Annotated in this window: 23 protein-coding genes; 3 read left to right on the forward strand and 20 right to left on the reverse strand. The window is 54.6% G+C overall.

All coding sequences use genetic code 11. The annotated features are described in order from the left end of the window. Nucleotides 1-67: 67 nt before the first annotated feature. Both J4E05_RS09640 and J4E05_RS09645 read right to left on the reverse strand, forming a co-directional pair. Nucleotides 68-583: an MFS transporter gene (locus tag J4E05_RS09640; RefSeq protein WP_349594863.1), complete on the reverse strand. Its 516-nt coding sequence runs from the start codon at nt 581-583 to the stop codon at nt 68-70. Then, nucleotides 543-1088 carry an MFS transporter gene (locus tag J4E05_RS09645; RefSeq protein WP_349594866.1) on the reverse strand — a complete coding sequence of 182 codons (546 nt, stop codon included), beginning with the start codon at nt 1086-1088 and terminating at the stop codon, nt 543-545. Before J4E05_RS09645 ends, J4E05_RS09640 begins: the two co-directional genes overlap by 41 nt. Nucleotides 1089-1580: 492 nt before the next feature. Between J4E05_RS09645 and J4E05_RS09650 the strand changes: the two genes are divergently transcribed. Then, the gene (locus J4E05_RS09650; protein WP_349594868.1) at nt 1581-4148 is read left to right on the forward strand and encodes an alpha/beta fold hydrolase; all 2568 of its coding nucleotides are present in this window, start codon (nt 1581-1583) and stop codon (nt 4146-4148) included. Between the two features lie 87 nt (nt 4149-4235). Here J4E05_RS09650 and J4E05_RS09655 read toward each other — a convergent pair whose 3' ends face one another. Beyond that, complete coding sequence (locus J4E05_RS09655) at nt 4236-4622, reverse strand: RidA family protein (protein WP_349594871.1); 387 nt, start codon at nt 4620-4622, stop codon at nt 4236-4238. 66 nt (nt 4623-4688) lie between these two features. On the opposite strand from J4E05_RS09655, the gene J4E05_RS09660 reads away from it, so the two are divergent. After that, a complete protein-coding gene (locus tag J4E05_RS09660; protein WP_349594874.1) occupies nt 4689-5219 on the forward strand; it encodes an Lrp/AsnC family transcriptional regulator in 531 nt (176 codons plus the stop codon). A gap of 89 nt (nt 5220-5308) precedes the next feature. On the opposite strand, the gene J4E05_RS09665 is transcribed toward J4E05_RS09660, so the two are convergent. Further along, nucleotides 5309-5440, reverse strand: coding sequence for a hypothetical protein (locus J4E05_RS09665; RefSeq protein ID WP_349594877.1), 132 nt, complete (start codon nt 5438-5440; stop codon nt 5309-5311). A gap of 35 nt (nt 5441-5475) precedes the next feature. Continuing rightward, complete coding sequence (locus tag J4E05_RS09670) at nt 5476-5658, reverse strand: hypothetical protein (RefSeq protein ID WP_349594879.1); 183 nt, start codon at nt 5656-5658, stop codon at nt 5476-5478. A gap of 100 nt (nt 5659-5758) precedes the next feature. Here J4E05_RS09670 and J4E05_RS09675 point away from each other — a divergent pair, with 100 nt between their 5' ends. Further along, nucleotides 5759-6508 (forward strand): class I SAM-dependent methyltransferase, encoded by a 750-nt coding sequence (locus J4E05_RS09675; protein ID WP_349594882.1) that lies wholly within the window; start codon nt 5759-5761, stop codon nt 6506-6508. Nucleotides 6509-6558: 50 nt separating this feature from the next. Here J4E05_RS09675 and J4E05_RS09680 read toward each other — a convergent pair whose 3' ends face one another. From J4E05_RS09680 to J4E05_RS09750, 15 genes are all read right to left on the reverse strand, one after another. After that, on the reverse strand, nt 6559-6846 hold the full coding sequence (locus tag J4E05_RS09680; RefSeq protein WP_085587477.1) for a YciI family protein: 288 nt from the start codon (nt 6844-6846) through the stop codon (nt 6559-6561). 67 nt (nt 6847-6913) lie between these two features. Continuing rightward, nucleotides 6914-7387, reverse strand: a complete 474-nt coding sequence (locus tag J4E05_RS09685) for a rubrerythrin family protein (RefSeq protein ID WP_085587475.1) — start codon at nt 7385-7387, stop codon at nt 6914-6916. A gap of 346 nt (nt 7388-7733) precedes the next feature. Next, complete coding sequence (gene irrA / locus J4E05_RS09690) at nt 7734-8171, reverse strand: iron response transcriptional regulator IrrA (protein ID WP_085587471.1); 438 nt, start codon at nt 8169-8171, stop codon at nt 7734-7736. Between the two features lie 221 nt (nt 8172-8392). Beyond that, nucleotides 8393-9787 (reverse strand): NAD(P)H-dependent flavin oxidoreductase, encoded by a 1395-nt coding sequence (locus J4E05_RS09695; RefSeq protein WP_085587469.1) that lies wholly within the window; start codon nt 9785-9787, stop codon nt 8393-8395. Between the two features lie 108 nt (nt 9788-9895). After that, nucleotides 9896-12019: a polyribonucleotide nucleotidyltransferase gene (gene pnp, locus J4E05_RS09700; RefSeq protein ID WP_085587467.1), complete on the reverse strand. Its 2124-nt coding sequence runs from the start codon at nt 12017-12019 to the stop codon at nt 9896-9898. Between the two features lie 213 nt (nt 12020-12232). Then, the gene (rpsO, locus tag J4E05_RS09705) at nt 12233-12502 is read right to left on the reverse strand and encodes a 30S ribosomal protein S15 (protein ID WP_085578370.1); all 270 of its coding nucleotides are present in this window, start codon (nt 12500-12502) and stop codon (nt 12233-12235) included. A gap of 17 nt (nt 12503-12519) precedes the next feature. Beyond that, on the reverse strand, nt 12520-13446 hold the full coding sequence (gene truB / locus J4E05_RS09710) for a tRNA pseudouridine(55) synthase TruB (protein ID WP_085587465.1): 927 nt from the start codon (nt 13444-13446) through the stop codon (nt 12520-12522). Beyond that, complete coding sequence (gene rbfA / locus J4E05_RS09715; protein WP_085587463.1) at nt 13446-13868, reverse strand: 30S ribosome-binding factor RbfA; 423 nt, start codon at nt 13866-13868, stop codon at nt 13446-13448. The genes truB and rbfA overlap by 1 nt, the downstream gene beginning before the upstream one ends. A 17-nt stretch (nt 13869-13885) precedes the next feature. After that, nucleotides 13886-16678: a translation initiation factor IF-2 gene (gene infB, locus J4E05_RS09720; RefSeq protein ID WP_349594888.1), complete on the reverse strand. Its 2793-nt coding sequence runs from the start codon at nt 16676-16678 to the stop codon at nt 13886-13888. Nucleotides 16679-16758: 80 nt separating this feature from the next. Next, nucleotides 16759-17349, reverse strand: a complete 591-nt coding sequence (locus J4E05_RS09725; protein ID WP_349594891.1) for an RNA-binding protein — start codon at nt 17347-17349, stop codon at nt 16759-16761. A 19-nt stretch (nt 17350-17368) separates the two neighbouring features. Next, a complete protein-coding gene (gene nusA, locus J4E05_RS09730; RefSeq protein WP_085587457.1) occupies nt 17369-18928 on the reverse strand; it encodes a transcription termination factor NusA in 1560 nt (519 codons plus the stop codon). A 9-nt stretch (nt 18929-18937) separates the two neighbouring features. After that, on the reverse strand, nt 18938-19477 hold the full coding sequence (gene rimP / locus J4E05_RS09735; protein WP_085587455.1) for a ribosome maturation factor RimP: 540 nt from the start codon (nt 19475-19477) through the stop codon (nt 18938-18940). Between the two features lie 164 nt (nt 19478-19641). Continuing rightward, a complete protein-coding gene (locus J4E05_RS09740) occupies nt 19642-20250 on the reverse strand; it encodes a biliverdin-producing heme oxygenase (protein WP_349594895.1) in 609 nt (202 codons plus the stop codon). Between the two features lie 141 nt (nt 20251-20391). Beyond that, nucleotides 20392-21771, reverse strand: a complete 1380-nt coding sequence (locus J4E05_RS09745) for an HlyD family type I secretion periplasmic adaptor subunit (RefSeq protein WP_349594898.1) — start codon at nt 21769-21771, stop codon at nt 20392-20394. Beyond that, complete coding sequence (locus J4E05_RS09750) at nt 21768-23561, reverse strand: type I secretion system permease/ATPase (protein ID WP_349594901.1); 1794 nt, start codon at nt 23559-23561, stop codon at nt 21768-21770. Before J4E05_RS09750 ends, J4E05_RS09745 begins: the two co-directional genes overlap by 4 nt. Nucleotides 23562-23662 lie beyond the last annotated feature (101 nt).

The raw sequence follows: 23662 nt of genomic DNA on the forward strand, positions 1-23662 counted from the left end.
CCCTATCGATGTTTAAACAAGTGTTTACACAGTCACTTCTGCATCAACCTTATGATACAGAATTAAGTTATTCCGCCGCCGACATTTCTGGCGAAGCCGCCCGGCCTAACCGCCAGATCGCCACCAATGCCACCAGCATAATCAACAAACCGGCCCCACCCGCAGTTACACGGATGTCGGTCCATTGCGAGATCGCCCCCAGAACGGTGCCACCCAACGCAACGCCACCAAAACTGGTGGCGCTCCAGAAGCTCATTACACGGCCTCGCAGGGTGTTGTCGACAGTCAATTGCAATGCCGTTTGCGACCCCACCCCCACCGCCGTAAGACCAAACCCGGCCACCCCGACCAGAAAGACGGCCAGTTCAAACCACGGGCAAAAGCATAATGCCAGCATGGCCGCCCCGGATAAAAAAGCGCCTAAAACGGCAACCCTTTGAAAACTTTGCGGGTCTGATTTGGTGCGCGACAAAATAAATGTGGAAATAACCGCACCCAAGCCCCCGGCAGACGACAAAACACCCAGCCCGGTAACACCACTATCATAGGCGGCTTCGGCAAAAACCGGCATCAGTTCCAGCATCCCGCGACCAACAATTGCAATTACACAGGACAGCAAAAGCATGGCGCGGATCACCGATCGCATAACGCGCACCATCGATTAAGGCAGCCCAGATTCGGCGATGAGGTATTTGTGCCCCGCTTACGCTGTTAATACGAACCAGCATCATCGCGACAATGAAGGGCAGATAACTGATGGCATTAAGCAAAAACGCCGTCCCGACATCAAACCATGCGATCACCAGCCCGCCAATGGCCGGTCCGACCAGACGGGACAGGTTAAAATTCATCGCCGCATATGTTACGGCCCGGCTCATATATTCGCGCGGCACAATTGCAGGCACCAAAGACAAACGTACCGGTGTTGTCGCACTGGCCAAAATGCCGTTACAGGTCGCAATCACCACCATCCAGCCCAGCGTGACATGCCCGCTATAAGACAATCCCATCAGAAAAAACGACGTGCAGGCCATCAGTAAATTTAAAAAAATGGCGGCCCGACGCAAATCAACCCGGTCGGTAATCACACCAAAAACCGGTCCGAAAAAAAAACGCAGGGGCAAAATGCAGCGCGGCAATTAATCCTGTCCAAAAGGCCGACCCGGTTAAAGACCAGGCCAGCCAGGACATGGCTATTTTTTCGATCCATAAACCTTGCGTGCTAATCGCCTGTCCCGTCAGGAACAGTATAAAATTTCGGTCGCGAAAAATGGACGGGCCGGGGGCGTGCGCGGTCAAAATGGTTCCAGTGAGGTGGCTGATGTCGGGCAATAAAAGGGCAAAAATGCCGACATCACGGGGCGGTATACACAACGCTGGCAGGAAACAGGGCTGTAAATACGGGGGCAAAGGCCCGATAACCGGTCAGCAAAAACACTATAACCATGACCGGCACCGGTTGCCATCCCGATTGTCGGGCAGCGGTCCTTGGCAACGCCATGTTTTCCCCACATATTAAGGATAACATCAGATTTATATCTTGCCGCCTTGTGCAACCAAACCGCAAGGAACCACCCTGCATGACACCCGATTTCAACCAGCTTGAACGCGAACAGTTCGCCATTCATCCCGCAGCCTGCGAATGGACGATGCGCGCCATGAGCGTGCTGCGCAACCGGGTGGACATCAATATCAAGCTGCATGGTGATCGTGACCATATCGCCCAGGGCGACATTTTCATGTTCAACCATTTCGCCCGGTTCGAAACCTTTATTCCGCAATATCTGATTGCTCTTGAAACCGGGATTTATTGCCGCTCGGTGGCATCGGCCGAATTTTTTGTCGAAGATAACGCGCTGTCAAAATATCTGCGTGCGCTGGGCGGGGTGCCCAACAATTATGCCCGGTTATTGCCGTTTCTGGCCGAAGAAATATTACGGGGCGGCAAAGTGGTCATTTTCCCCGAAGGGGGTATGGTCAAGGACCGCCGTGTCATGACCGATGATAGCCCTTATATTGGCCGCAAACCCGACTACAGCATTTATTCGCGCTCGGCCGATCAACGTCGCGCCCACCATACTGGCGCTGCCGTGCTGGCATTGGGCCTTGATGGCTTTAAAACCGGGTTAAACTGGCTGATTAATCATGGCTGCCCCGACGAGGCCGTCCGCTGGGCCGATATTATCGGCGTTACCCCCGAACAGCTTCACGCTGCCATCATTAAACCCACCCTGATGTTCCCCGCCAATATTACCTTTCACCCGCTACGCGTAGATCAGAACTTGCTGGCGCGCGGAGCAGAAATGTTTACAGGCGGGTTAAGCCCGAAAATGGCCGAGGAACTGATTATCGAGGGCAACCTGATCCTTAGGGAAACCGACATGGATATTCGCCTTGGGGCACCGGTTTCCCCCCATGACAGGTTTAACTGGCTGGATCATCGTTTGCTGGCGCGTGTCGTACGCCATGCCAAAACCATCGACGATCTTTTTCGCCCGGCAAAGGACCTGCCTCGTCTGGGCGACCGGGTTATTCAAAATACCATAACCCGGCATGTGCATCCGTTACGCGACCAGTGCATGGCGGTGATGTATTCCAACATCACCCTGAATGTCAGCCATCTGGCTGCACGGTTAATGAAAATGATGCTGGCCGACGGGGAAACCAGTGTTGATATCGACCGGTTTGATAAAATCATTTATCTGGCGATCAAAAATGTACAGCAGGCTGCCAATGTCCATTTGCATCGCGGCATTCGCAATCCATCGACCTATATCGGCATCTTCAACCTCAACTGTCCGCAAATCCGCCAGTTTATTGACAGTGCGGTGCAATTGGGCCTGATCGAACGGTGTGATGGCAAATACTGCTTTTTACCCAAATTGCAGGCCGAAGCCGGCTTTGACCAAATCCGTATGGACAACCCGGTCATGGTCTATGCCAATGAAATGGCCCCGATCCAACCTGCATGGGATGCCCTGAAAGCCGCGCGCAAACAAATCGACAAAAATCAGCCTGCCGACTATGCCCGCCTGCGGTTTGACGATGAAATACGCATCTGGAAGTGGAACTGGCAAAAGTTTCACCGTCCGCAATTTGCCACCATCAACGATCAGGAAACGGCATCGCTGTCGGGCGAACCCTATTTGCATTTACCTCAACCCGCCCGACACAGCAAAACCGGGATTTTGATGGTGCATGGGTTTTTAGCCTCTCCGGCGGAGCTTCGCAATGTAGGCGACGCCCTTGCCGCCAAAGGCCATGCGGTGCTGGGTGTGCGCTTGTCCGGGCACGGAACATCGCCGCATGACTTGCAAACCCGTAGCTGGCAGGACTGGCTGGCATCGGTGGAGCGCGGCTATGACATCCTTTCGGCCTTTTGCGACAAGGTTGTGATAGTTGGCTTTTCAACCGGGGCGGCACTTGGCGCTATTTACGCGGCCCGCCACCCTGAAAGGCTGGCGGGCATGGTCATGGCCAGTTCGCCGTTAAAATTTCGCAATCGCAACCTGATGTTTGTGCCGCTGCTTTACGGGGCCAACAAATTAATGGGCTGGGTGCCAAATGCGGGCGAAATGCTGGGGTTCCGCCCCAACCAGTCTGAACATCCCGAAACCAACTACCGGCATATTCCCATTAATGGCCTGTATCATTTGCGCCGCGCCGTTGCCGAAATGAACGAAAAACTGGCCCATATTGATGTGCCGGTGCTGGTCATGCAGGCCGATAATGATCAGGTTGTTGACCCGGCCAGTGCCAATATGATTGCCCGGCGTTTAACAGGCACGCAAAATAAAACCGTAAAAATGCTGCCATCTGACCGCCACGGCATTTTAAACGAAGACATCGCCGGTGCTGTTGATCTGGTGATGGAATTTGTTGCCAGGGCCGATCAGGCCGAACTGCCGGTTTCATCGCCACCATTAGAAATGGCCAATGCGCGCGAAAACAAAACAGCGCAACTTGCCCTTCCCGAACCCGCTATTGCCCCTATCCCGGTGATCAGCGCCCGGGAAAAAAGCCGGGCGATCCTGGCCCGCGCCGGATTTCGCAAATTGGCAACGGCCAACACCACAAAACCGACGCAGGCCATACCGGCCGATCCCGCCGAATTACCCGCGAACCTTACTTCGGCTCAGCCGGAATAACCTGTTTCACATCAGGATCACGATGAAGAAAGGGCATCCGGGTTGCACCGGAAAGCTCAATGTCAGTTTGTATTGCGGTTTCCGTCATTATGCCGCTGCCACAATTTCAATCTCCACCAGCCATTCCGGCATCAGTGTCTGGACAACAATCGCCGTGGTCGGAACGCGTCGTTCTCCGAGGATATGAAGACGGGCATTCTGGTTCGCCTCGACAAAAGATACGTCTGACAAATAGCTTGTGACGCGGACGATATTTTCAGGCGTCATATCGGCCTCTGCCAGAATGCGGCGAATATTGGACCATAGTAATGACAGCTGATCGCCAAGGTCATCAGGCGCCCTGCCATCACCATCAAGACCCATGGTTCCACTCACGAACAAGAAGCGGGCAGCGCCTGTCACTTCCATCGCATGCACGTAATCGGGTGTGGCAGGGTAAATGCCTTTGTCAGGATTTCGCGGTGTCATCTGCATGTTGAATCTCCTTTTGCAAGAAGATAAAATCACGGAATAATATTCCGAAAAACAGGATTTTATCGAATGAATAAAGAAACAGAAGATGTTCCGCAGAATGATCGACCGTCTCGTCCTTTGGATGCTTTTGACCGAAAAATATTAAGGTCGCTTGTTCAGGATGCACGCTTGTCCTACGCGGAAACAGGAGAAGCAGCAGGATTATCTGCGCCAGCAGTGCATGAGCGCGTCAAAAGGCTCCGGGCCTCCGGAACGCTAAAGGGAATGCAAGCGACACTGGACGGAGCACTGGTGGGCAAACCATTTCTTGCGTTTGTCCATGTCGACGCAAACGGCTGGGGTAAAAGCCAACGCATGATCCGGTTGCAGGCATTTCCCGAAGTCGAGGAAATGCACTCCGTAGCCGGGGATACCTGTGTGATCTTGAAGGTTAGAACCGCCAGCGCCCAAGCGATGGAGCAATTCCTTTCGCAGCTTTACGTTCTTCCTGGCGTTAGAGGAACAAAAAGCTATGTCGTGTTATCGACATATCTTGAACGACCGGTTCAGGCAGATGTTACCCATGAATGGCCGCAAGTGCCAATGCCACCTGAATGAACCGCGACAGCGATCGGCGCTGTAAATGGCTTTTATCGTGCCTGACCATTCTGAAATGTGCCAGATCTGGTAAATAAAGCCCGCAAACCTTACCCCGGCACAGCCGGAATAACCTGCTTCAGATCAGGCTCACGATGAAGAAAGGTAATCTGGATCGAGCCTGAAATCTCGGCATCGCCTTGTGTCGATACCGTCTCGATCCCGGCGCCATCACGGGTCATATCGTCTATCGTCAGGCCGTATTCGTGTAATTTGGCTATGAAAACAGGTACGCTTCGGGCGCAACAAGGGTGAAGCTAATCGTGGTCATTTTGTTTGAATAAAAACGGGCATCATCCACCCAACCCTGCGCAAGGGTCAGGGTATCCTGTATCTGACGCGCGACAAGATGGCGGTCACGGGATGTAATAGCCTGTAGAACAAGATGATGGCGTTTCATATTTCCGCCTTGAAATGGTTGGGCTTATCGTTTGAAATGATAGCCTTGCACCTTTAACACCACAACATTCTTGTAAAACTTTCTACGCGAAAGTCCGTCCATGAAACTTGATGCCATTTATCAGAACCGCGATCTTGTTGCCCTCTATGACGCCCTTAACCCGGCGGGTGCCGACACCGCATTTTATGAAAATATGGCCAAAGATGCCCGATCGGTACTGGATATCGGCTGCGGCACCGGCCTGCTAACCGCGCGTTTGGCCCAACAGGGCAAAGATGTAACCGGCATAGACCCGGCTGCTGAGATGCTTGCCATTGCCCGCCAGCGCCCGGCAGGAGAACTGGTAACCTGGCACCAGAACGATGCCACCAGCTTACAGCTTGGTCGCAAATTTGACCTGGTGATCATGACCGGGCATGTGTTTCAGGTGTTTCAAAGCAATGAAGATGCCCAGGCCGCCCTTACCACAGCCTTTAATCATCTTTGCCCCGGTGGGAAACTGGTATTTGACAGCCGAAACCCCAAAGTTTGTGGCTGGAAAAACTGGATACCGGAAAAAACCCGGAAAACAGTTTCGATTACCAATATTGGCGATGTAACTGTTGAGCACGACCTGCAATCGGTGCAGGGGGAATATGTCACATTTGAAACCCGGCATTATTTCCCCGGGACATCAACAGCCTCGCCCCTGATCAATCAAAGCACATTGCGTTTCCAAAATCAGGAAAGCATCGCAAACTTGCTTGCCAATGCAGGTTTTAGCACCGTCACATGGCGGGGCAACTGGGACGGCGAACCGGTGCGCGACAACAGCCCCGAATTAATCGCCATCGCCCACCGGGCCTCGTAAAACACTGGCCAAGGTTGAAACGTTGGCAGTGTCAAAAGCGGCTTTGAAAGCTATTTTGCCAGCAGTTTTTCAAACCCGCTGGCCATCATGGCCGGTTCAAATTCAATGATGTCGTAACGGGCATATCCCTTTTGCCAAAAGGGGTCAGCTTGCAGGCAGTCGTCAAGTTTTTCACGGGGACCACGGGCAACAATAACCCCGCCATCGCGTGGCTTTTTGGGGCCTGATGCGATGAAAATGCCTGTGCCGTAACATTGCTTTAGCCACTCGACATGATCAGCGAGAACAGCATCAACTTTTGCCAGATCGACAAGATAAGTCAGGTTTACAATGAACATTTGCAAAATTATCCGGAAATGGGCTGCGTAACGCGGTTAAATTTAACCCGTACCAATCGAATTTATCTCAGGCCGGGTCTGTCGTCTTTGTTGCGCCGGTTATTGTGTCATCATCCTCAATCGTTTCGCCCAGTTCGCGCAGTGCGCGTTCAAACCTGCTTGCATGCTGGTTTTCAACCCGCCCCAACGTTTCAAACCACGCGGCAATATCGTCAAGACCCTCGTCACGGGCGATCTGTGCCATTGCCGGATAGGAGTTTTCACCCTCGTCACGTTCCGCCATCAGGGCCGCGCGCAGGTTTTTACGGCTATTGCCAATTGGCAAACCGGTTTGCGGGTCGCCGCATTGCTCCAGAAATTCCAGATGACCAAAGGCATGGCCAGTTTCTGCTTCGGCCGCACTACGAAACAGCTCGGCAAGCTGGGTCAACCCTTCAATATCCGCCTGCTGGGCAAAATAAAGATAACGCCGGTTCCCTGCTGCCTCGGCCGCAAAGGCTTCGCGCAGGTTTTCCTCGGTACGTGTTCCCTTTAGCGCCACATGGGCCCCCTGTTTCTTATTGAACTAGAACGTAGGATCAGGATCGCACCCGAAAACGTGATCGTTGTCGTAAATTACCCGCCGATCACATCAATGGGTTCAAAACCAGAAAAGGACGGCACGCGAAACCCGCATTGCCGTCCTTCTATTTGTGCCAATATCGATGCGCGTCAAGAACCAAAGGGGCGTTTGGCAACGCGCCGGTTCATTTTCATCCCCCTGTCACAGCAACAACCCGGCTTGAGCGGCAAATAACATGCCGCCCGGATCAGGTCATTACATCGCCAGATAACCATCGGCTTCGCATCAGGGATGAAAACCCGGTGTCACCGCATTTGGCAGGGCGTTAGGCCGCGACGTGACGTTCCTGCTGGCGACGCAGACGAAACACCAGATCAACCGATGATAATTCAGTGCCACGTGGCATATTGGGAATACGCGCCAAATGCACAGCATCGGCGGGAATATCGACCAGGCTGCCATCGTCTTCGCAATAAAAATGGTAATGCGGGGCAACATTGGTATCGAAATAGGACCGGCCGGAATCAACAATGATTTCACGGATCAACCCGGCATCGGTGAACTGATGCAGGGTGTTATAGACCGTGGCCAGTGAAACCTTCACATGCTGTGCCATGGCTTCGGAATGAAGCTGTTCGGCGGTCACATGCCGGGGACCAGCGTCAAACAGGAAACGGGCCAGTGCAAGGCGCTGGCGGGTCGGACGCAGACCGGCTTCTTTAAGGCGGTTCAGCGCGTGGGTATAAGGCCGCTGGATGGTCATGATGGTGCCCCTTCGATGAAGTTTCGAACCGGCGGTTGAAAGACAACTGCCCTTTGATTTCGAGGCTATATTAGGCGAACCTTAAAGGCGTTTTCTTTGATTTTGATCAACTATAATCATTGTTAGGATCATTAACGGCAATAACGCATAAAAAAAGGGCCGGTCAATGACCAGCCCTTTCATTTTAATATGCAACGCGGGGTTGCTCCGTGCAAACCGGGTTAGTCGCCGGTCGCAATGCGATCAACAAGCTGTTTGACCGTCGGAACAAAACCGTTGGCATAAAACGGATCCTGACCAAATTTATAGGCATTGTGGCCAGCAAACATCAATTCATGCTCGACAGGTGACCCATGTGCAATATTTTGCAGGGTTTTCTGAATGCAAAAAGACCGTGGATCGGCGCGTTTTCCAGTCGTGCCTTCGCCCTGCTGCCAGTTGGAAAACTGACACTGGGACAGACAGCCCATGCAATCGATCTGGTCTTTCTTGATTTCAAGCGCGCTTTCCGGAGTGACAAAAACCATGGTGTCATCCGGGGTTGGCATGCCTTCGCTATAACCGGCAGCAAGCCAGCTGCGCACCTTGTCGGCATCGTCTTCACGCACATAAATCGGTCGCCCGCGACGCCCCAGCGGAATCCCCACATGCAAATCGGCCTCGGCAGTTCGCGAATAGCGAACCTGACGATCCGAACGCTGATGCAGGTCTTCAAGAAACGCATTACGCACAGCCGAGCTGTAGAAGCCGGTCGGGCTAAATTTATGCAGCGATACGTCGCCGTTCTGCAAAGTAACAAGCCGCTTTTTCCATTCGTCGGAAATCGGGCTTTCCTGGGTCAGAAGCGGGCGTGTACCATACTGAAACGCCACCGGAGCCACTTCAGGATTATCGATCCAGTCTTCGTAATCACGCAGATACCAGACCCCGCCTGCCATAATGATCGGAACATCATTAAGACCAACGGAATTCATGAATTCACGCAAGGCACGAACACGTGGAAACGGATCTTCGGGGATCAGCGGGTCTTCGGAATTTGACAAACCGTTATGACCACCCGCAAGCCACGGGTCTTCATAAACCACGCCACCCAGCCATTCGGGAACCTTTTTATAGGCCCGCAGCCAAAGCGCGCGAAACGCCCGGGCAGAAGACACGATCGGGTAATAATAAACCCCGAACGATGCCGCAATTGTTGAAACCCGGTAGGGCATGCCTGCACCACAGGTAACGCCATGAACCAGGCCCTTTGTGCCCTCAAGGACACCTTCAAGAATTTCTTCAGCGCCCCCCATTTCCCACAGCACATTCATGTGCAAACGGCCTTCGCCGTTGCGGGTTTCATGGGCGATCTGGGCCTGGGCGATACCACCCGCAATACCATATGAAACAAGCTCGTGGTGGCGGTCACCACGGGTTTTGCCTTCATATGTCATCGGCACAACATTGCCGTCCGCATCAAATGTGTCGGCGTTGACAGCAGAAAAAGTGCCAATACCACCGGCCGCGGCCCATGCGCCTGAGCTTTGACCTGTCGAAACAGAGATGCCTTTTCCACCTTCGACCAAAGGTAGAACCTCTTTTCCCGACATGACGAGCGGTTTAAGGGCTTTCAAATTCGTCTCTCCCATTCGGCTTTTCAGATGAGCGGGTCATCCGAATGCATGTGAAGAAGGGGCGGCAGCATATTATTATTATTGCCGCCCGCTCTCACATACCTTTAATCAGGCTTCAGCAGCGTCAAGGTCCGCGCCGGTTTCCTGATCGACGCGCTTCATCGACAACTTGATCTTGCCGCGGTCATCGAAACCAATGACCTTGACCTTGACCTGATCGCCTTCTTTCACCACATCGGAAACCTGTTTGACACGTTCCTGTGCCAGTTCCGAAATGTGAACCAGGCCGTCACGCGCACCAAAGAAGTTCACGAATGCGCCGAAATCGACAGCCTTAACAACCTTACCATCATAGATATGGTTCAATTCAGGTTCTGCAACAATCGATTTGATCCAGTCGACAGCCTGCTTGCCTTTTGCACCATCGGTATGTGCAACAGTGATCGAGCCATCGTCTTCGATATCAACCTTGGCGCCGGTTTCTTCGCAAATTTCACGAATAACCTTACCGCCAGAACCGATAACGTCGCGGATCTTGTCGCGCGGAATGCTGAACTGGGTGATGGTCGGGGCATTGCCCGAAACTTCACCACGGGCTTCCGGCAGGGCCTTGGACATTTCACCAAGAATATGCAAACGGCCATCACGGGCCTGGCCCAGGGCGATCTGCATGATTTCTGCGGTCACAGAGGTAATCTTGATGTCCATCTGCAAGGATGTAATACCAACTTCGGTACCGGCAACCTTGAAGTCCATGTCACCAAGGTGATCTTCATCACCCATGATGTCGGACAGAATGGCAAATTCGTCGGCTTCCTTGATCAGGCCCATTGCGATACCGGCAACAGGGCGTACCAGCGGAACACCACCATCCATCATCGCAAGGGAGGTTGCGCAAACAGTCGCCATCGAGGACGAACCGTTCGATTCGGTCACTTCCGAAACGATACGCACGGTATAAGGAAACGCATCCTTGGCCGGCATCAACGGATGAATGGCGCGCCATGCCAGTTTACCATGACCGATTTCACGACGTCCCGGCGAGCCCATGCGGCCAGCTTCACCAACCGAGTAGGGCGGGAAGTTGTAATGCAGCATGAAGCCTTCACGGTATTCACCGTCCAGGGCATCAACAATCTGTTCGTCCTGGCCGGTACCAAGGGTGGCAACTGCCAGCGCCTGGGTTTCGCCACGGGTAAACAGGGCCGAACCGTGTGCGCGCGGCAGAACCGAAACTTCACCCAAAATCGGACGAACGTCAGAACCGCTACGGCCATCGATACGCTTGCCGGTTTTCAGAATGGCACCACGAACGATGTCTTTTTCCAGATTTTTCAGGATCGAGGAAACCTTGCCCTTCAGGGCATCGGCGATTTCTTCTTCTGCCAGCTTCGCAAGGATTTCTTCCTTGGCAGCTGAAACAGCAGCTGAACGGTCCTGTTTGACAACATGGCCATAAGCAGCGGTCAGGCTATCGGTGCCAAGTGCTGCAATTTTTTCGACCAGCGCATCATAACCTTCCGGCAGGCCGGCAATGTCACGGGGGTCTTTGGCAGCGTCTTCGGCAAGATCAATGATCAAGTCGATCACGGCCTGGAATTGTTCATGGCCAAATTTAACAGCGCCGAGCATGATTTCTTCCGACAGCTCTGATGCTTCGGATTCAACCATCATCACGCCTTCGCGTGTACCGGCAACCACCAGGTCCAAAGCCGAACCCTTAACGGTTTCGGTGGCCGGGTTCAGAACATATTCGCCATCGTTGTAACCAACGCGGGCTGCACCGATCGGGCCGAGGAACGGCAGGCCCGAAATGGTCAGAGCAGCCGATGCACCGATCATGGCAACAACGTCAGGATCGTTTTCCATGTCATGCGACAGAACGGTACAAACAACCTGGGTTTCATTGCGATATTGCGGATGAAACAGCGGGCGGATCGGACGGTCGATCAGGCGGGAAACCAGAGTTTCCTTTTCTGACGGACGGCCTTCACGCTTGAAAAAACCACCCGGAATTTTACCAGCGGCAAATGCCTTTTCCTGGTAATTCACAGTCAGCGGGAAAAAATCGATGTCCGGGCGCGGCGACTTGGCGCCGACAGCAGTACACAGAACCACGGTTTCACCATAGGTGACCATAACCGCGCCATCTGCCTGGCGGGCAACCTTGCCGGTTTCCAAAACCAGCTTGGCATTACCCCACTGCATTTCCTTACGGACGACATTAAACATTTTACTTCCTTCCAAACCTACTTGCGGACCAAGTAATTTTTACACGAGATCCGAACACATTAATTATGAGGCTTTTAAGTCAAGCGGCATAATTAATGGGTCCGGACAATCCGAGCATAACCAGCCTTTCTGGCGGGCCCTCCCGTATATCCCGATCCGCGGGACAATAAAAAACGACGGCGGAGGGCAAAACCACTCCGCCGCACGTCAAAATTAGCGGCGAATACCGAGAGTAGCGATAATCGCTTCATAACGTTCAGTATTTTTGCGCTGCAAGTATTTCAGCAACCGACGACGCTGACCAACCATCATCAAAAGACCACGACGGCTATGGAAGTCGTGTTTGTGCTCTTTCATGTGTTCGGTCAGGTTTTTGATCCGTTCGGTCAGAATAGCAACCTGGACCTCGGGGGAACCGGTATCGCCTTCTTTCTGGCCGAATTCTTTGATCAGGTCAGTTTTACGTTCAGCAGTAATCGACATCAGGCATCCTTTCGCCTTTAAAGATTAAATACACGCACCGGGCGGATTTCGCCGCCATGAATCTCGGCCAGCGCAACAGCGCGGTCGTTAAGCATGGCACAGACGATTCCGTCCTGGGCGACGGGAGTTCCGAGATCGCTCCGCTTGGCAACAGCCAGCAGCCCGACAGGCTGCCCACTGGCAAGTCGTTGCGCCTCGACTTCGGTCAGGGCCAGCGCCGGGATGTCGTCCAGCGCGGTCTCGACCGGAAGCAGTTTTTCCATTACCGCCTCGGGGTCCATTTCGAGCAAGGTTTGCAACGGAATGGAATCCCCTTCTGCAAAAGGCCCCGCCGATGTCCGGCGGAGCGCGGAAATGTGGCCGACAGAGCCAAGGCGCAACGCAATATCGCGCGCCAATGACCGCATATATGCCCCTTTGCCCGATATTACATCGAACACGGCATGGTCGCGGTCAGGCATGTCAACCAGTCGAAGATCTTTTATCAAAATCGGACGCGCTTTTAAAACCACGTCTTCATCGCGGCGGGCAAGATCATAGGCACGCTTGCCATTTACCTTGATCGCCGAAAATTTTGGCGGTACCTGCTGAATTTCACCGGTAAATTCACCCAGCACAGCCTCGATTTCCGCCGGGCTTGGCCGATGGTCCGACGTGGCAACAACCTCGCCTTCGGCATCATCGGTGCTGCGTGCTTCCCCGAATTTCAGGGTAACGCGATAACTTTTGCTGCCATCCATGACATAGGCAACCGTTTTGGTCGCTTCGCCAAATGCAATGGGCAGAACGCCGGTTGCCAGCGGGTCCAATGTCCCGCCATGCCCGGCTTTGGCTGCATCAAGCAGACGACGCACCTGATTAACCACGGTTGACGACGTGATCTCAAGGGGTTTGTCGACGGCAAGCCAGCCGCTGATAATTTTGCCGCGACGCCGACGCGCCATCAGTCGTCCTCTTTATCGTAATCGTCCGCGTCTTCATCAGACGACAGGTCCTGGGCCACATGCGGATCGCGCAACAAAGCGCCAATATTATCAGCAATATCAAAGCTGGTATCTTCGAGGAACCGCAATGCCGGGACATATTTCATATGTACGCTATTGGCAACATGGCTGCGCAAAACACCCTTTTGGCGTTTTAACGCATCCAGGGTCGGTTTGGCATCACCCCCGCCAAGGGGTGTTACCGACACCATCGCATTCCGCATATCCGGGCTTAAATCCACCTTGGTCACAGTAACCGGGCGGCGGGTCAGTTCCGGGTCGTAAATGTCACCACGTTCAAGAGCGCGCGACAACGCCTGGCGGATTTCCTCCGCCACGCGTAACTGTCGCTGACTTGGTCCTTTGGCAGGTTGCTTCGGCATATCGTTTCATCGCCTCCTTAAAGCTGGACGGCGATTTCCTCCTGCTCGAAGCATTCGATAACGTCGCCTGCGACAATGTCATTGTATTTCGCAAATGACATCCCGCATTCGTACCCTTCACGCACTTCCTTGACTTCGTCCTTGAAGCGACGCAGCGTCGAAAGTTCGCCGGTATGAATAACCACGTTGTCGCGCAGCAAACGAACACCGGCACCGCGTTTCACGGTCCCTTCGGTGATCATGCAGCCCGCAATCTTGTTGCCCGAAATGGTAAAGACTTCGCGGATCTGGGCGTAACCCAGGAATTTTTCGCGAACTTCGGGTGACAGCATACCGCTGAGCATTGCCTTGGTATCGTCGGCAACATCGTAAATAATCGAATAGTAACGAATATCGACATTGTCACGACGGGCCTGGTCACGGGCCTGCTGGTTGGCACGCACGTTAAAGCCAATGATCAGCGCATTCGAGGCACGCGCCAGCGTAACGTCGGATTCGTTAATCCCGCCAACACCACTATGCAACACACGGACGCTGACTTCTTCATTGCCCAGTTTCTGCAAGGTACCAATTAGTGCTTCGACCGAGCCCTGCACGTCACCCTTGATAACGATCGGCAATTCCTTGCTGCCGCCATTGGTGGTGAACATGTTTTCAAGCGCCGATTTTTTCATCGCTGCCGCCTGCGTTTCGCGGATGCGACGCTGACGGAAATCAGAAACTTCACGGGCCTTGGCTTCGGTTTCGACAACAACAAAGTCATCACCGGCCGACGGAACACCGTTAAGGCCGTTGACCTCAACCGGCATCCCCGGAAGGGCGGTCTGGATACGCGATCCGTGATCGTCGATCAGGGCCCGGACACGACCCCATTCAGGGCCGGTCACAAAGATATCACCGGTATTGAGCGTACCGCGCTGAACCAGAACAGTCGCCACCGGGCCACGGCCCTTTTCCATACGTGCTTCAACGACAACGCCATCAGCAACACGGTTGGGGTTGGCTTTAAGGTCCAGAACTTCGGCCTGCAGCAGAATTGCTTCTTCAAGGTCGGTCAAACCGGTTCCGGCCTTCGCCGAAACTTCGATGGTCTGAACATCACCACCCATTTCTTCAACAACAACTTCGTATTGCAGAAGGGCAGTTTTAACCCGGTTTGCATCGGCACCCGGCTTGTCCATTTTATTGATCGCAACGATCATGGGGACATTGGCAGCCTTGGCATGATTGATGGCTTCGATCGTTTGCGGCATGACCGAGTCGTCAGCTGCAACCACCAGAACCACAATATCGGTTACCTTGGCACCGCGTGAACGCATTTCAGTAAATGCCGCGTGGCCCGGGGTATCGATAAAGGTGATCTTGGACCCGTTTGCCATCGTCACCTGATAGGCGCCGATATGCTGGGTAATACCACCGGCTTCACCACTGACCACGTCGGTTTTACGCAACGCATCAAGCAGGGATGTTTTACCATGGTCAACGTGGCCCATAACGGTCACGACGGGCGGACGCGAAATCAGCTGTTCGTCGGTGTCATCGGCCACAACCAGGGCTTCTTCAACATCGGCGTCAGAAACACGCTTCATGTTATGACCGAATTCTTCAACCACCAGCTGGGCGGTATCGGGGTCAAGGCTCTGGTTGATGGTGGCCATAACGCCCATACCCATCAGCGATTTAATCACGTCAGCCGCACGTTCGGCCATACGGTTCGCCAGTTCCTGAACGGTAATAACGTCCGGAACGATAACTTCCCGAATGATCTTTTCTTTCGGCTTCTGCTGGCCCTGATTACGGGCTTTGGCTTTGGCCTGCTGGCGCTTGATTGAAGCCATCGAACGACGACGGCCACCTTCATCACCGGTCATTGCGGTGTTGATCGACAGTTTGCCACGGCGACGGCTGCTATCTTCGGTTTTCGTCCGCGCACCACGGCCCGCAGCTTCGGCTTCTTCAGCCCGCTTGCGTGCAGCAGCTGAACGCACTTCTTCCTCGTCGAGTTCCTTGCGGCTTTTCGGCTTGGAGGCCGAAGGCGCAGAACGGCGACGTTCCTCGGGGACCAGCGGCTCAGCCGGGGCACCGGGGGTAATTTCCTCGGCGGCCTTTTTACGAACCTCCGGTTTCGGACGCGGCTGCAATTTCGCACGCGGTGCATTTGCATCACGGGCAGGTTCGGCATCCGCGGTTTTTGCCTTGTCAGCAGGCGCAGATGCCGGTGCAGCAGCGGCAGAGGCCGCCGCTTCAGCCTGTTCTTTGGCAACGCGTGCCGCTTCTTCGGCTTCAGCTTTTTTGCGTGCAGCTTCTTCCTCGACCTTGCGCGCAGCATCCTTACGGGCCTGCTCGGCGGCGGCAGCTTCTTCCTGCTTGCGGCGTTCCTCGGCAGCTTTCAATGCCGCCATACGAACAGCACGTTCGCCCTGGGTCAGGTTGCCCTGTTCCTCATTGGCGCGCGGGCGCTGCTGTGCAGGCTTCGGCTTGTGGCGCTGGGCCGGGGCGGGCTTTGACGGGGCCGGGGCCGGTTTTTTCGGGGTCGGGGCCGGCGCTGCTGCCGGGGCCGAAGCTGCGGGTGCGGCAGGTGCCGCCGGGGCAGCATTTTCGCCCTCGGCAACTTTATCCTTGTTCACTTCGCGGAAGCGGCCGGATTCGTTCTGTTCAAAAGTACGCTTCTTGCGCACCTCGACGGCCACAGATTTGGACCGTCCGTGCGAGAAGCTTTGACGCACCTGCCCAGCCTCGACCGTCTTGCGTAATTCAAGCTTTGATCGATTAAGGCTTAGCGGCTTCTTCTCCTGATCGCGATCACTCATTATCCGTCCAACTTCCTCATTTCCTGCGGGATCAGTCGCCTGGCGGCCAATCCTGTTCTTCCGTACGGCGCGGCCTGCCTTCAGGCTGCGCGGAATCCTTCAAGCCGCTGTAGTGCCCGGCTTAGGCGTTGCGCCAGACCACCTGGCGCAACTGCCGCATGTACTGCGTGATCGCGGCCAAAAGCCGCGGCAATCTCGGCAGCATTCAGAACGGAAAAAACCTGAAGATCGGCGGCTTTTGCCGCGATCCGTGCTTTTCCGTCCGCAGCACCGTCACGTGCCGCCAAAATCAGTTCTGCGCCGTCATCAATCTGGGCGCGAACTTTCTCAAACCCGGCAACAGCCTGTCCGGCACGACGCGCCAGCGACAGTAGATCGACGCATTTTTGAGACAGCATAGCCTCGATTCTGTCTGCCAGCGCCGGATCCACCACGACTTTTTGTCGGGCCGCCCGGGCAAAGGCATTTTTTGCACAGGCGGTATTTACCACATCCCGCGACGGGCACAACCATAATCCCCGTCCGGGCAACCGTTCATCAAGATCTGGAACGACACTGTTATCCGGGCCGATCACAAATCTTATAAGATCTTCCTTCTCCCGGACCTCGCCGGTGACAATGCACCGGCGCTCCGGAACTTCTCGTTCCTTGCCGCCTTTGCGATGCGACATGGTCCCCTCCGATCAGCGATCAGGCGTCTTCGCCTTCCGCCCCGGCATCGCCGGTTTCTTCTTCCAGGTCATCAAACCAACCCAGACGACGGCGGGCTTCCATGATCATGTCGTTTGCCTGATCAAGGGTAATAGTTTCAGTTGCACCGGCAAATTCAATCAGTTCGTCACTGGCCAGATCGGCAAAATCTTCAAGATTTTTAACGCCATTCTCGCCAAGCTGCACGGCAACTGCCAAAGAAATCCCCGGGAATTCAATCAAATCATCAGCAACGCCAAGTTCATCACGACGCGCCTGAAGACGGTCGGCTTCTTCCGCAAGGAAGCTCCGCGCACGTCCCCGAAGTTCTTCAGCAAGCTCTTCTCCGAATCCTTCGATTTCCGCCAGTTCGGCCAAAGGCACATAACCGACTTCCTCAATAGAGGTGAAACCTTCCGCGACAAGGAGATGGGCGATAACTTCATCGACATCAAGGGCCTTGATGAACATTTCTGCCCGCTTGCGCCCTTCTTCCTGACGACGTTCGCTTTCGTCTTCCTCGGTCAGGATATCAATATCCCACCCGGTTAACTGCGATGCAAGCCGTACATTCTGGCCACGACGGCCAATTGCCAGACTTAACTGGTCATCAGGAACAACCACTTCAATGCGGTTCGATTCTTCATCAATCACAACCTTGGTAACTTCAGCCGGAGCCAAAGCATTCACAACAAAGGTTGCCGGGTCTTCAGACCACTGAATGATATCGATTTTTTCGCCCTGCAATTCGGCGACAACAGCCTGAACACGCGAACCGCGCATACCGACACAGGCCCCAACCGGGTCAATCGAGCTGTCCGAAGACTGCACCGAAATTTTTGCGCGCGACCCGGGGTCACGGGCAACCGATTTAATCTCGATAATGTTGTCGTAAATTTCCGGCACTTCCTGGGCAAACAGCTTTGCCATGAAGGTCGGATGGGTACGCGACAGAAAAATCTGCGGGCCGCGCTGTTCCCGACGCACATCCAGGATCAGGGCACGAACACGGTCGCCCTGGCGCATGGTTTCACGCGGGATCAGTTCTTCACGGCGCAAAATGGCTTCAGTCCGGCCCAGATCGACCAGAACATTACCAAATTCAACCCGTTTGACGGCTCCGTTAACCACTTCGCCCATACGATCCTGATATTCGTTATACTGACGTTCCCGTTCAGCATCACGCACCTTCTGGACAATAACCTGCTTTGCGGTCTGTGCGGCAATACGGCCAAAATCAATTGGTGGCAGCGGATCAATCAGAAATTCGCCAAGCTCGATATTCTCGTCACGAATCCGGGCCTGTTCCAGTGACATCTGGGTAAAATCATTTTCGATGTCATCGGTGACTTCAATAAAACGCGCCAGCCGGATTTCGCCGGTTTTGCGGTCGATATGGGCCCGAATGTCATGTTCATGGCCATAACGGGAGCGACCAGCCTTTTGAATGGCCTGCTCCATCGCGCCAAGAACCTCGTCACGATCAATGCCTTTTTCGCGGGCGACAGCATCAGCGACCTGCAAAAGCTCTGGCCGCGGCATTCCCGAAGTTGCTTCCATATCCAACCTCTATTCTGCGTTGTCGTCAGACCGGCGCTGGCCGGTGACATGCGCGATCAATTCATCCGTCAGCACGAGTTTCGCCTTTGCGATATCGGCTAACGGCAACAATTCACGTTCGCCATCCACTATCAGGGCGACCGCATCGTCTTCGAGTCCATCCAGCTTTCCGCTGAAACGGCGGCGACCGGCAACAGCCACCACCAATTCGACCTTGGCATCAAAACTGCGCCAAATATCAAAATCCTTGCGCCGGGTCAGCGGCCGGTCAATGCCGGGCGAACTGACTTCAAGATGATAAGCTCCGGAAATGGGGTCATCAACGTCAAGCAGCGCTGAAACAGTCCGACTGATTTCAACACAGTTCTCAACGGTAATACTGCCGTTTCCTTCGGGGCGATCCGCCATAATCTGCAGGATCTGGCTGTCCTTGCCCATCATGGACACACGTACCAGTTCAAACCCCAGTGCCTCTATCGACGGTGCAATAATTTCCGCGATCCGCGACAAAAGCGGGTCTTTCAACTGCTGTCCGATCAGTTCAGCCATATAGAATGCCATACCCCAGAATGCACAAAAGAGCGGGCCGAGGCCCACTCTTTGTTACGTTTTACAAAAAGCTTGCGCGCTTTATAACGCCAGTTTAAGCAGAAATCAAGTCACGATCCTGCCTGCAAACCGCATTCAACCAAGGGATAGGCCGTTTTGCCCGCCTAGGCTGCCAGCTTGCGATCTGCAATGAGAAGATTGTGAAAAAAGTCAAACGCGTCATGGGCACCCTGTTGCAGGGCAATTTCATCCTCCGCGCCAAGCACCAAACTGTTAAGCTGCGTCACAAATTGCCGCCAGTGCTTGCCTCGTCCGTCGTCATGGGCGCGCAAATGCCGGGCACCAAACCCTTCATTCAGATCAAGCCGCGCCGCTGCCTTTAACAAAAAGGCCGCCCCCAGATTTGACCCCTCGCACACATAAAGCCATCCCAGCCGCGCCGGGCCACTTTGCGGTGCCGTTACCGCCCCCTCATGGGCAGGAAGCGGCAAACCCAAATCACCAAGATCGGCACAAACGCTGTCAAACCGGCTGCGGTCTGCCAGACCGGGGATAAGCGCATTAAGGTCATCAGCATGGTAAAGCGGCTTCATCACGGCATGAAAGCAATATTGCAAAGCCAGAAAACGACCATAATTTTCCCGGTTGTCAAACGGCTTCATTGCCATGACCATATCGTCAATCTGCTGATGATCATCACGGGTATTTGCCTTTATCCGCTCCAGCCGGGTCGGTGTTTCCTGTGCTGTCCGCGTTGCGGTATCCGATGTCATTGTAGGGCACCCTTATATATATGGTCCTGAAACTTTTCCTGCGGGCACATCGCATGTGCCCCTTTGTTATTCAGTACGAACCAGCCCATGCAATATCCGAAACCCTGCCCAATTAATCTGGCATTGATGGCTGTTTTCGCACTATTCCTCGCGAAAGGCGCGGGCAAACTGGTCGCTCAGCGGTTTGGCAAAATAGCTCAGGGCTGTGCGTTCACCCGTGGCGATAAAGGTTTCGACGGGCATACCGGGGATTAACGCGTGCTCCCCCAGCCGCGAAAGCTCGCCCTGGGTAATATGCATCCGCACCGGATAAAAATTTTCCCCCGTCACCTCGTCCCGTGACAAATCAGCCGCCACAAAATCAACCGTCCCCGCCAGTTCCGGGGTGGTCCGGCGGTTAAAGGCTGTAAAACGCAAAGCGGCCTTTTGTCCGGGATGTATTTTATCCACATCCTCGGGGCGGATACGTGCCTCAATCACCAGCGCATCCTGATCGGGGACAATTCCCATAATTTTCTCACCCGCACCAATCACGCCGCCTTCGCTGTGCACCTGCATCTGATAAATGGTGCCATCATAAGGGGCTCGGATCTCGGTACGGCGCAGCTGGTCCACCAGTGCGATCTGTTTTTGTTTCAATTCGGCCAATTGGCGGTCAATATCGGCAAGATCGGTAAGCACCTCGGTCTGGCGATCGCGTTCGAGCTGCAATATCGCCATTTCTGTTTCGGCAATTTGCATTTGCGCCGCGGCAATTTCGGCACTTAACTCGCCGCGCTGTCCTTCAAGGCGGGCCTTTTCCCGGCGCAGGGCTGCAACCCGTGTAATTGGCACCAGTTGCTTGGCAAACAGCATTTCCAGCCCGGTCAATTCGTCTATGATATGACGGTGCTGTGCAACATTGGCAGTTTTTTGTGCGTTTAACCCGCCAACGCGTTCATGCAACTGGCTGCGTTTTTGCGCCAATTGCTGTTTTTCACCAATCAGGCTGGTTTGACGGGCGGTAAACAACCGGTTTTGCGCATGAATCAGGGCGGCAATATCGGGCTGACTAATCCGCGCCGCCAAATTTTGCGGCAACACGGGCGCAGCCGCGTCATCACGTTCGGCAACCAGCCGCATTTCGGTGGCACTTAAGGCATCAATCTGGCTTTCAACTATACCCAGGCTGGCACGTGCCTGTGTCGCATCAAGCTGCACCAGCATATCGCCCGCATGAACATGGTCCCCATCGCGGACAAAAATTTTGCCAACGATACCGCCATCAGGGTGCTGCACCACCTTGGCATTACTTTCGACCACCATGGTGCCACTGGCCACCACCGCGCCCGATAAACTGGCAAAAGCCAGCCACCCTGCCATAGCACCAAACAACACCAGAACCGTTACCGCGCCAAACAGAATATGCCGCCGAAGCGAGTGCAGGGCTAGACTGCCCTGCATATTATCTGCCTCATCCGGGCCGGCGGATGGCACAACAGAATGCCCCGCCAAAGCAAGTTTTTCCAACGGGTTGATCATGCGCTTTCTCCGACCTGACGCAGGGTTTTGCGCAAAATATCGTCCCGCGATCCCAGGGCAACCTGCTGCCCGTTCTGAATAACCATCGCCCGGTTCACACAGGCAAGAATATTGGGCCGGTGCGCGATCATAACCACGATTGCCCCGCGTTCACGCAAACCAGCGACGGCCTTTAGCAGGGCCTGTTCGCCATCGCTATCCAGGCTGGCATTCGGTTCATCAAGAACCACCAGAAACGGATCATCAAACATTGCCCGGGCCAGACCAATACGCTGACGCTGCCCGCCCGATAATACCACACCACCGGGACCAATTTGCGTATCATACCCGCCAGGAAGGGACTGAATCAGGTCGTGGACTCCGGCCTGTTTTGCCGCTGCGATCACCTTTTTCGCATCGGGCCTTGCCTGAAGCCGGGCAATATTGCGCGCAACTGTATCGTCAAACAGTTCCACATCCTGCGGTAAATACCCCACATACTGGCCCAGATCATCGCGCGACCAATGCGAAAGTTCGGCCCCGTCCAGGCGAATGCTTCCTTGCGCATAATGACCAATACCAACCAGGGCACGGGCAAAGGTCGATTTTCCCGACCCGCTGGGGCCAATCACCCCCAGGCCATCGCCCGCACGCAATTCAAGCTGGGCGATTTTCAACAATGTCCGCCCTGATGCCGGCCTGGCAGTGGGCCGATGAGGATGGCCCGGCGCACGGTGCGGCATGGTTTGCACCACAAGTGATTGCACCGTCATATTCTGGCACGGCGCAGGCAGCACCAGCCGGGGCGAAGACCGGGAGGGCACATTCATAACATCCGCATCAGGCAACCGGCGCAAACGGGCATAGGCCTGGCGCGCGGCAACAAACCCGCGCCAGTTGCCAATTGCCTGTTCAACCGGTGACAAGGCGCGGGCGGTTAATATCGATGCCGCCACCATTGCCCCGGGCGAAACTTCCTGCAAAATCGCCAAATAGGCACCAAGGGCCAAAACCCCCGACTGCATGGCCAGGCGAATGACCTTGATATAGGCTGAAAAGGTAGAGGTAACATCGCCCGCCGTGGTATTGGTTTGCAAATAACGATCATTGACCATGGCCCAGCGCCCGGCAAAGGCCGGGACCATACCCATGGCGCGCAATACTTCAGCATTGCGCCGCCCGGCATCAAGCAAGGAAGTGCGCCGTACCGCCTGCCGGTTCATGCGCGAAACATGGCGGCGCGACAACGTTTCGCTAATCAATGTCAGAATCACTAACACCAGCCCGCCCGTTAATGCCAGCATCCCCAGCCACGGATGCAACAAAAACACAATGCCCAAAAACAGCGGCATCCACGGCAAATCACAAATCGCCACCGGCCCGGCACTGCCCAGAAACTGCCGGATCTGGTCCAGGTCATTCATCGGGCGTGCATCTGATCCGGGTTGATCAAGCGGCAGCGACACAGCACTGCGCAGCACCACCGGCCCGGTTTGTTCGTCCACTCGCCAGCCCATGCGCACCAGCATTCGGGCGCGCAAGGCATCAACTGTGCCCAAAAATAAATAAAGCCCCAGCACCAGCCCGGTCAGCGCCAGCAATGTCGGTACACTGCGGCTGGCCAGTACCCGGTCATAGACCTGAAGCATAAAAAGCGGCCCCGTCAGCATCAGGATATTGGACACACCACTTAGGGCAGCAACAATGCCAAACACCTTGCGCAACGATGCAATAACACCGCCAAGCGAGGCAGGGGACGAAGCCGGGGATAAGGAAGATGAATACGCAGAAGCACTGGCACGCCACAGCATGACTATTGGTTATCCGCTGGTTTGTCGCTAGAATAGGGTGGGTGCCGCATTATGTGAAAAATGCTGCGGCACCCGGAATAAGACCATGCGCCCGTTCCGCG

The sequence above is a fragment of the Thalassospira sp. NFXS8 genome (assembly GCF_040148805.1).
Lineage (GTDB): Bacteria > Pseudomonadota > Alphaproteobacteria > Rhodospirillales > Thalassospiraceae > Thalassospira.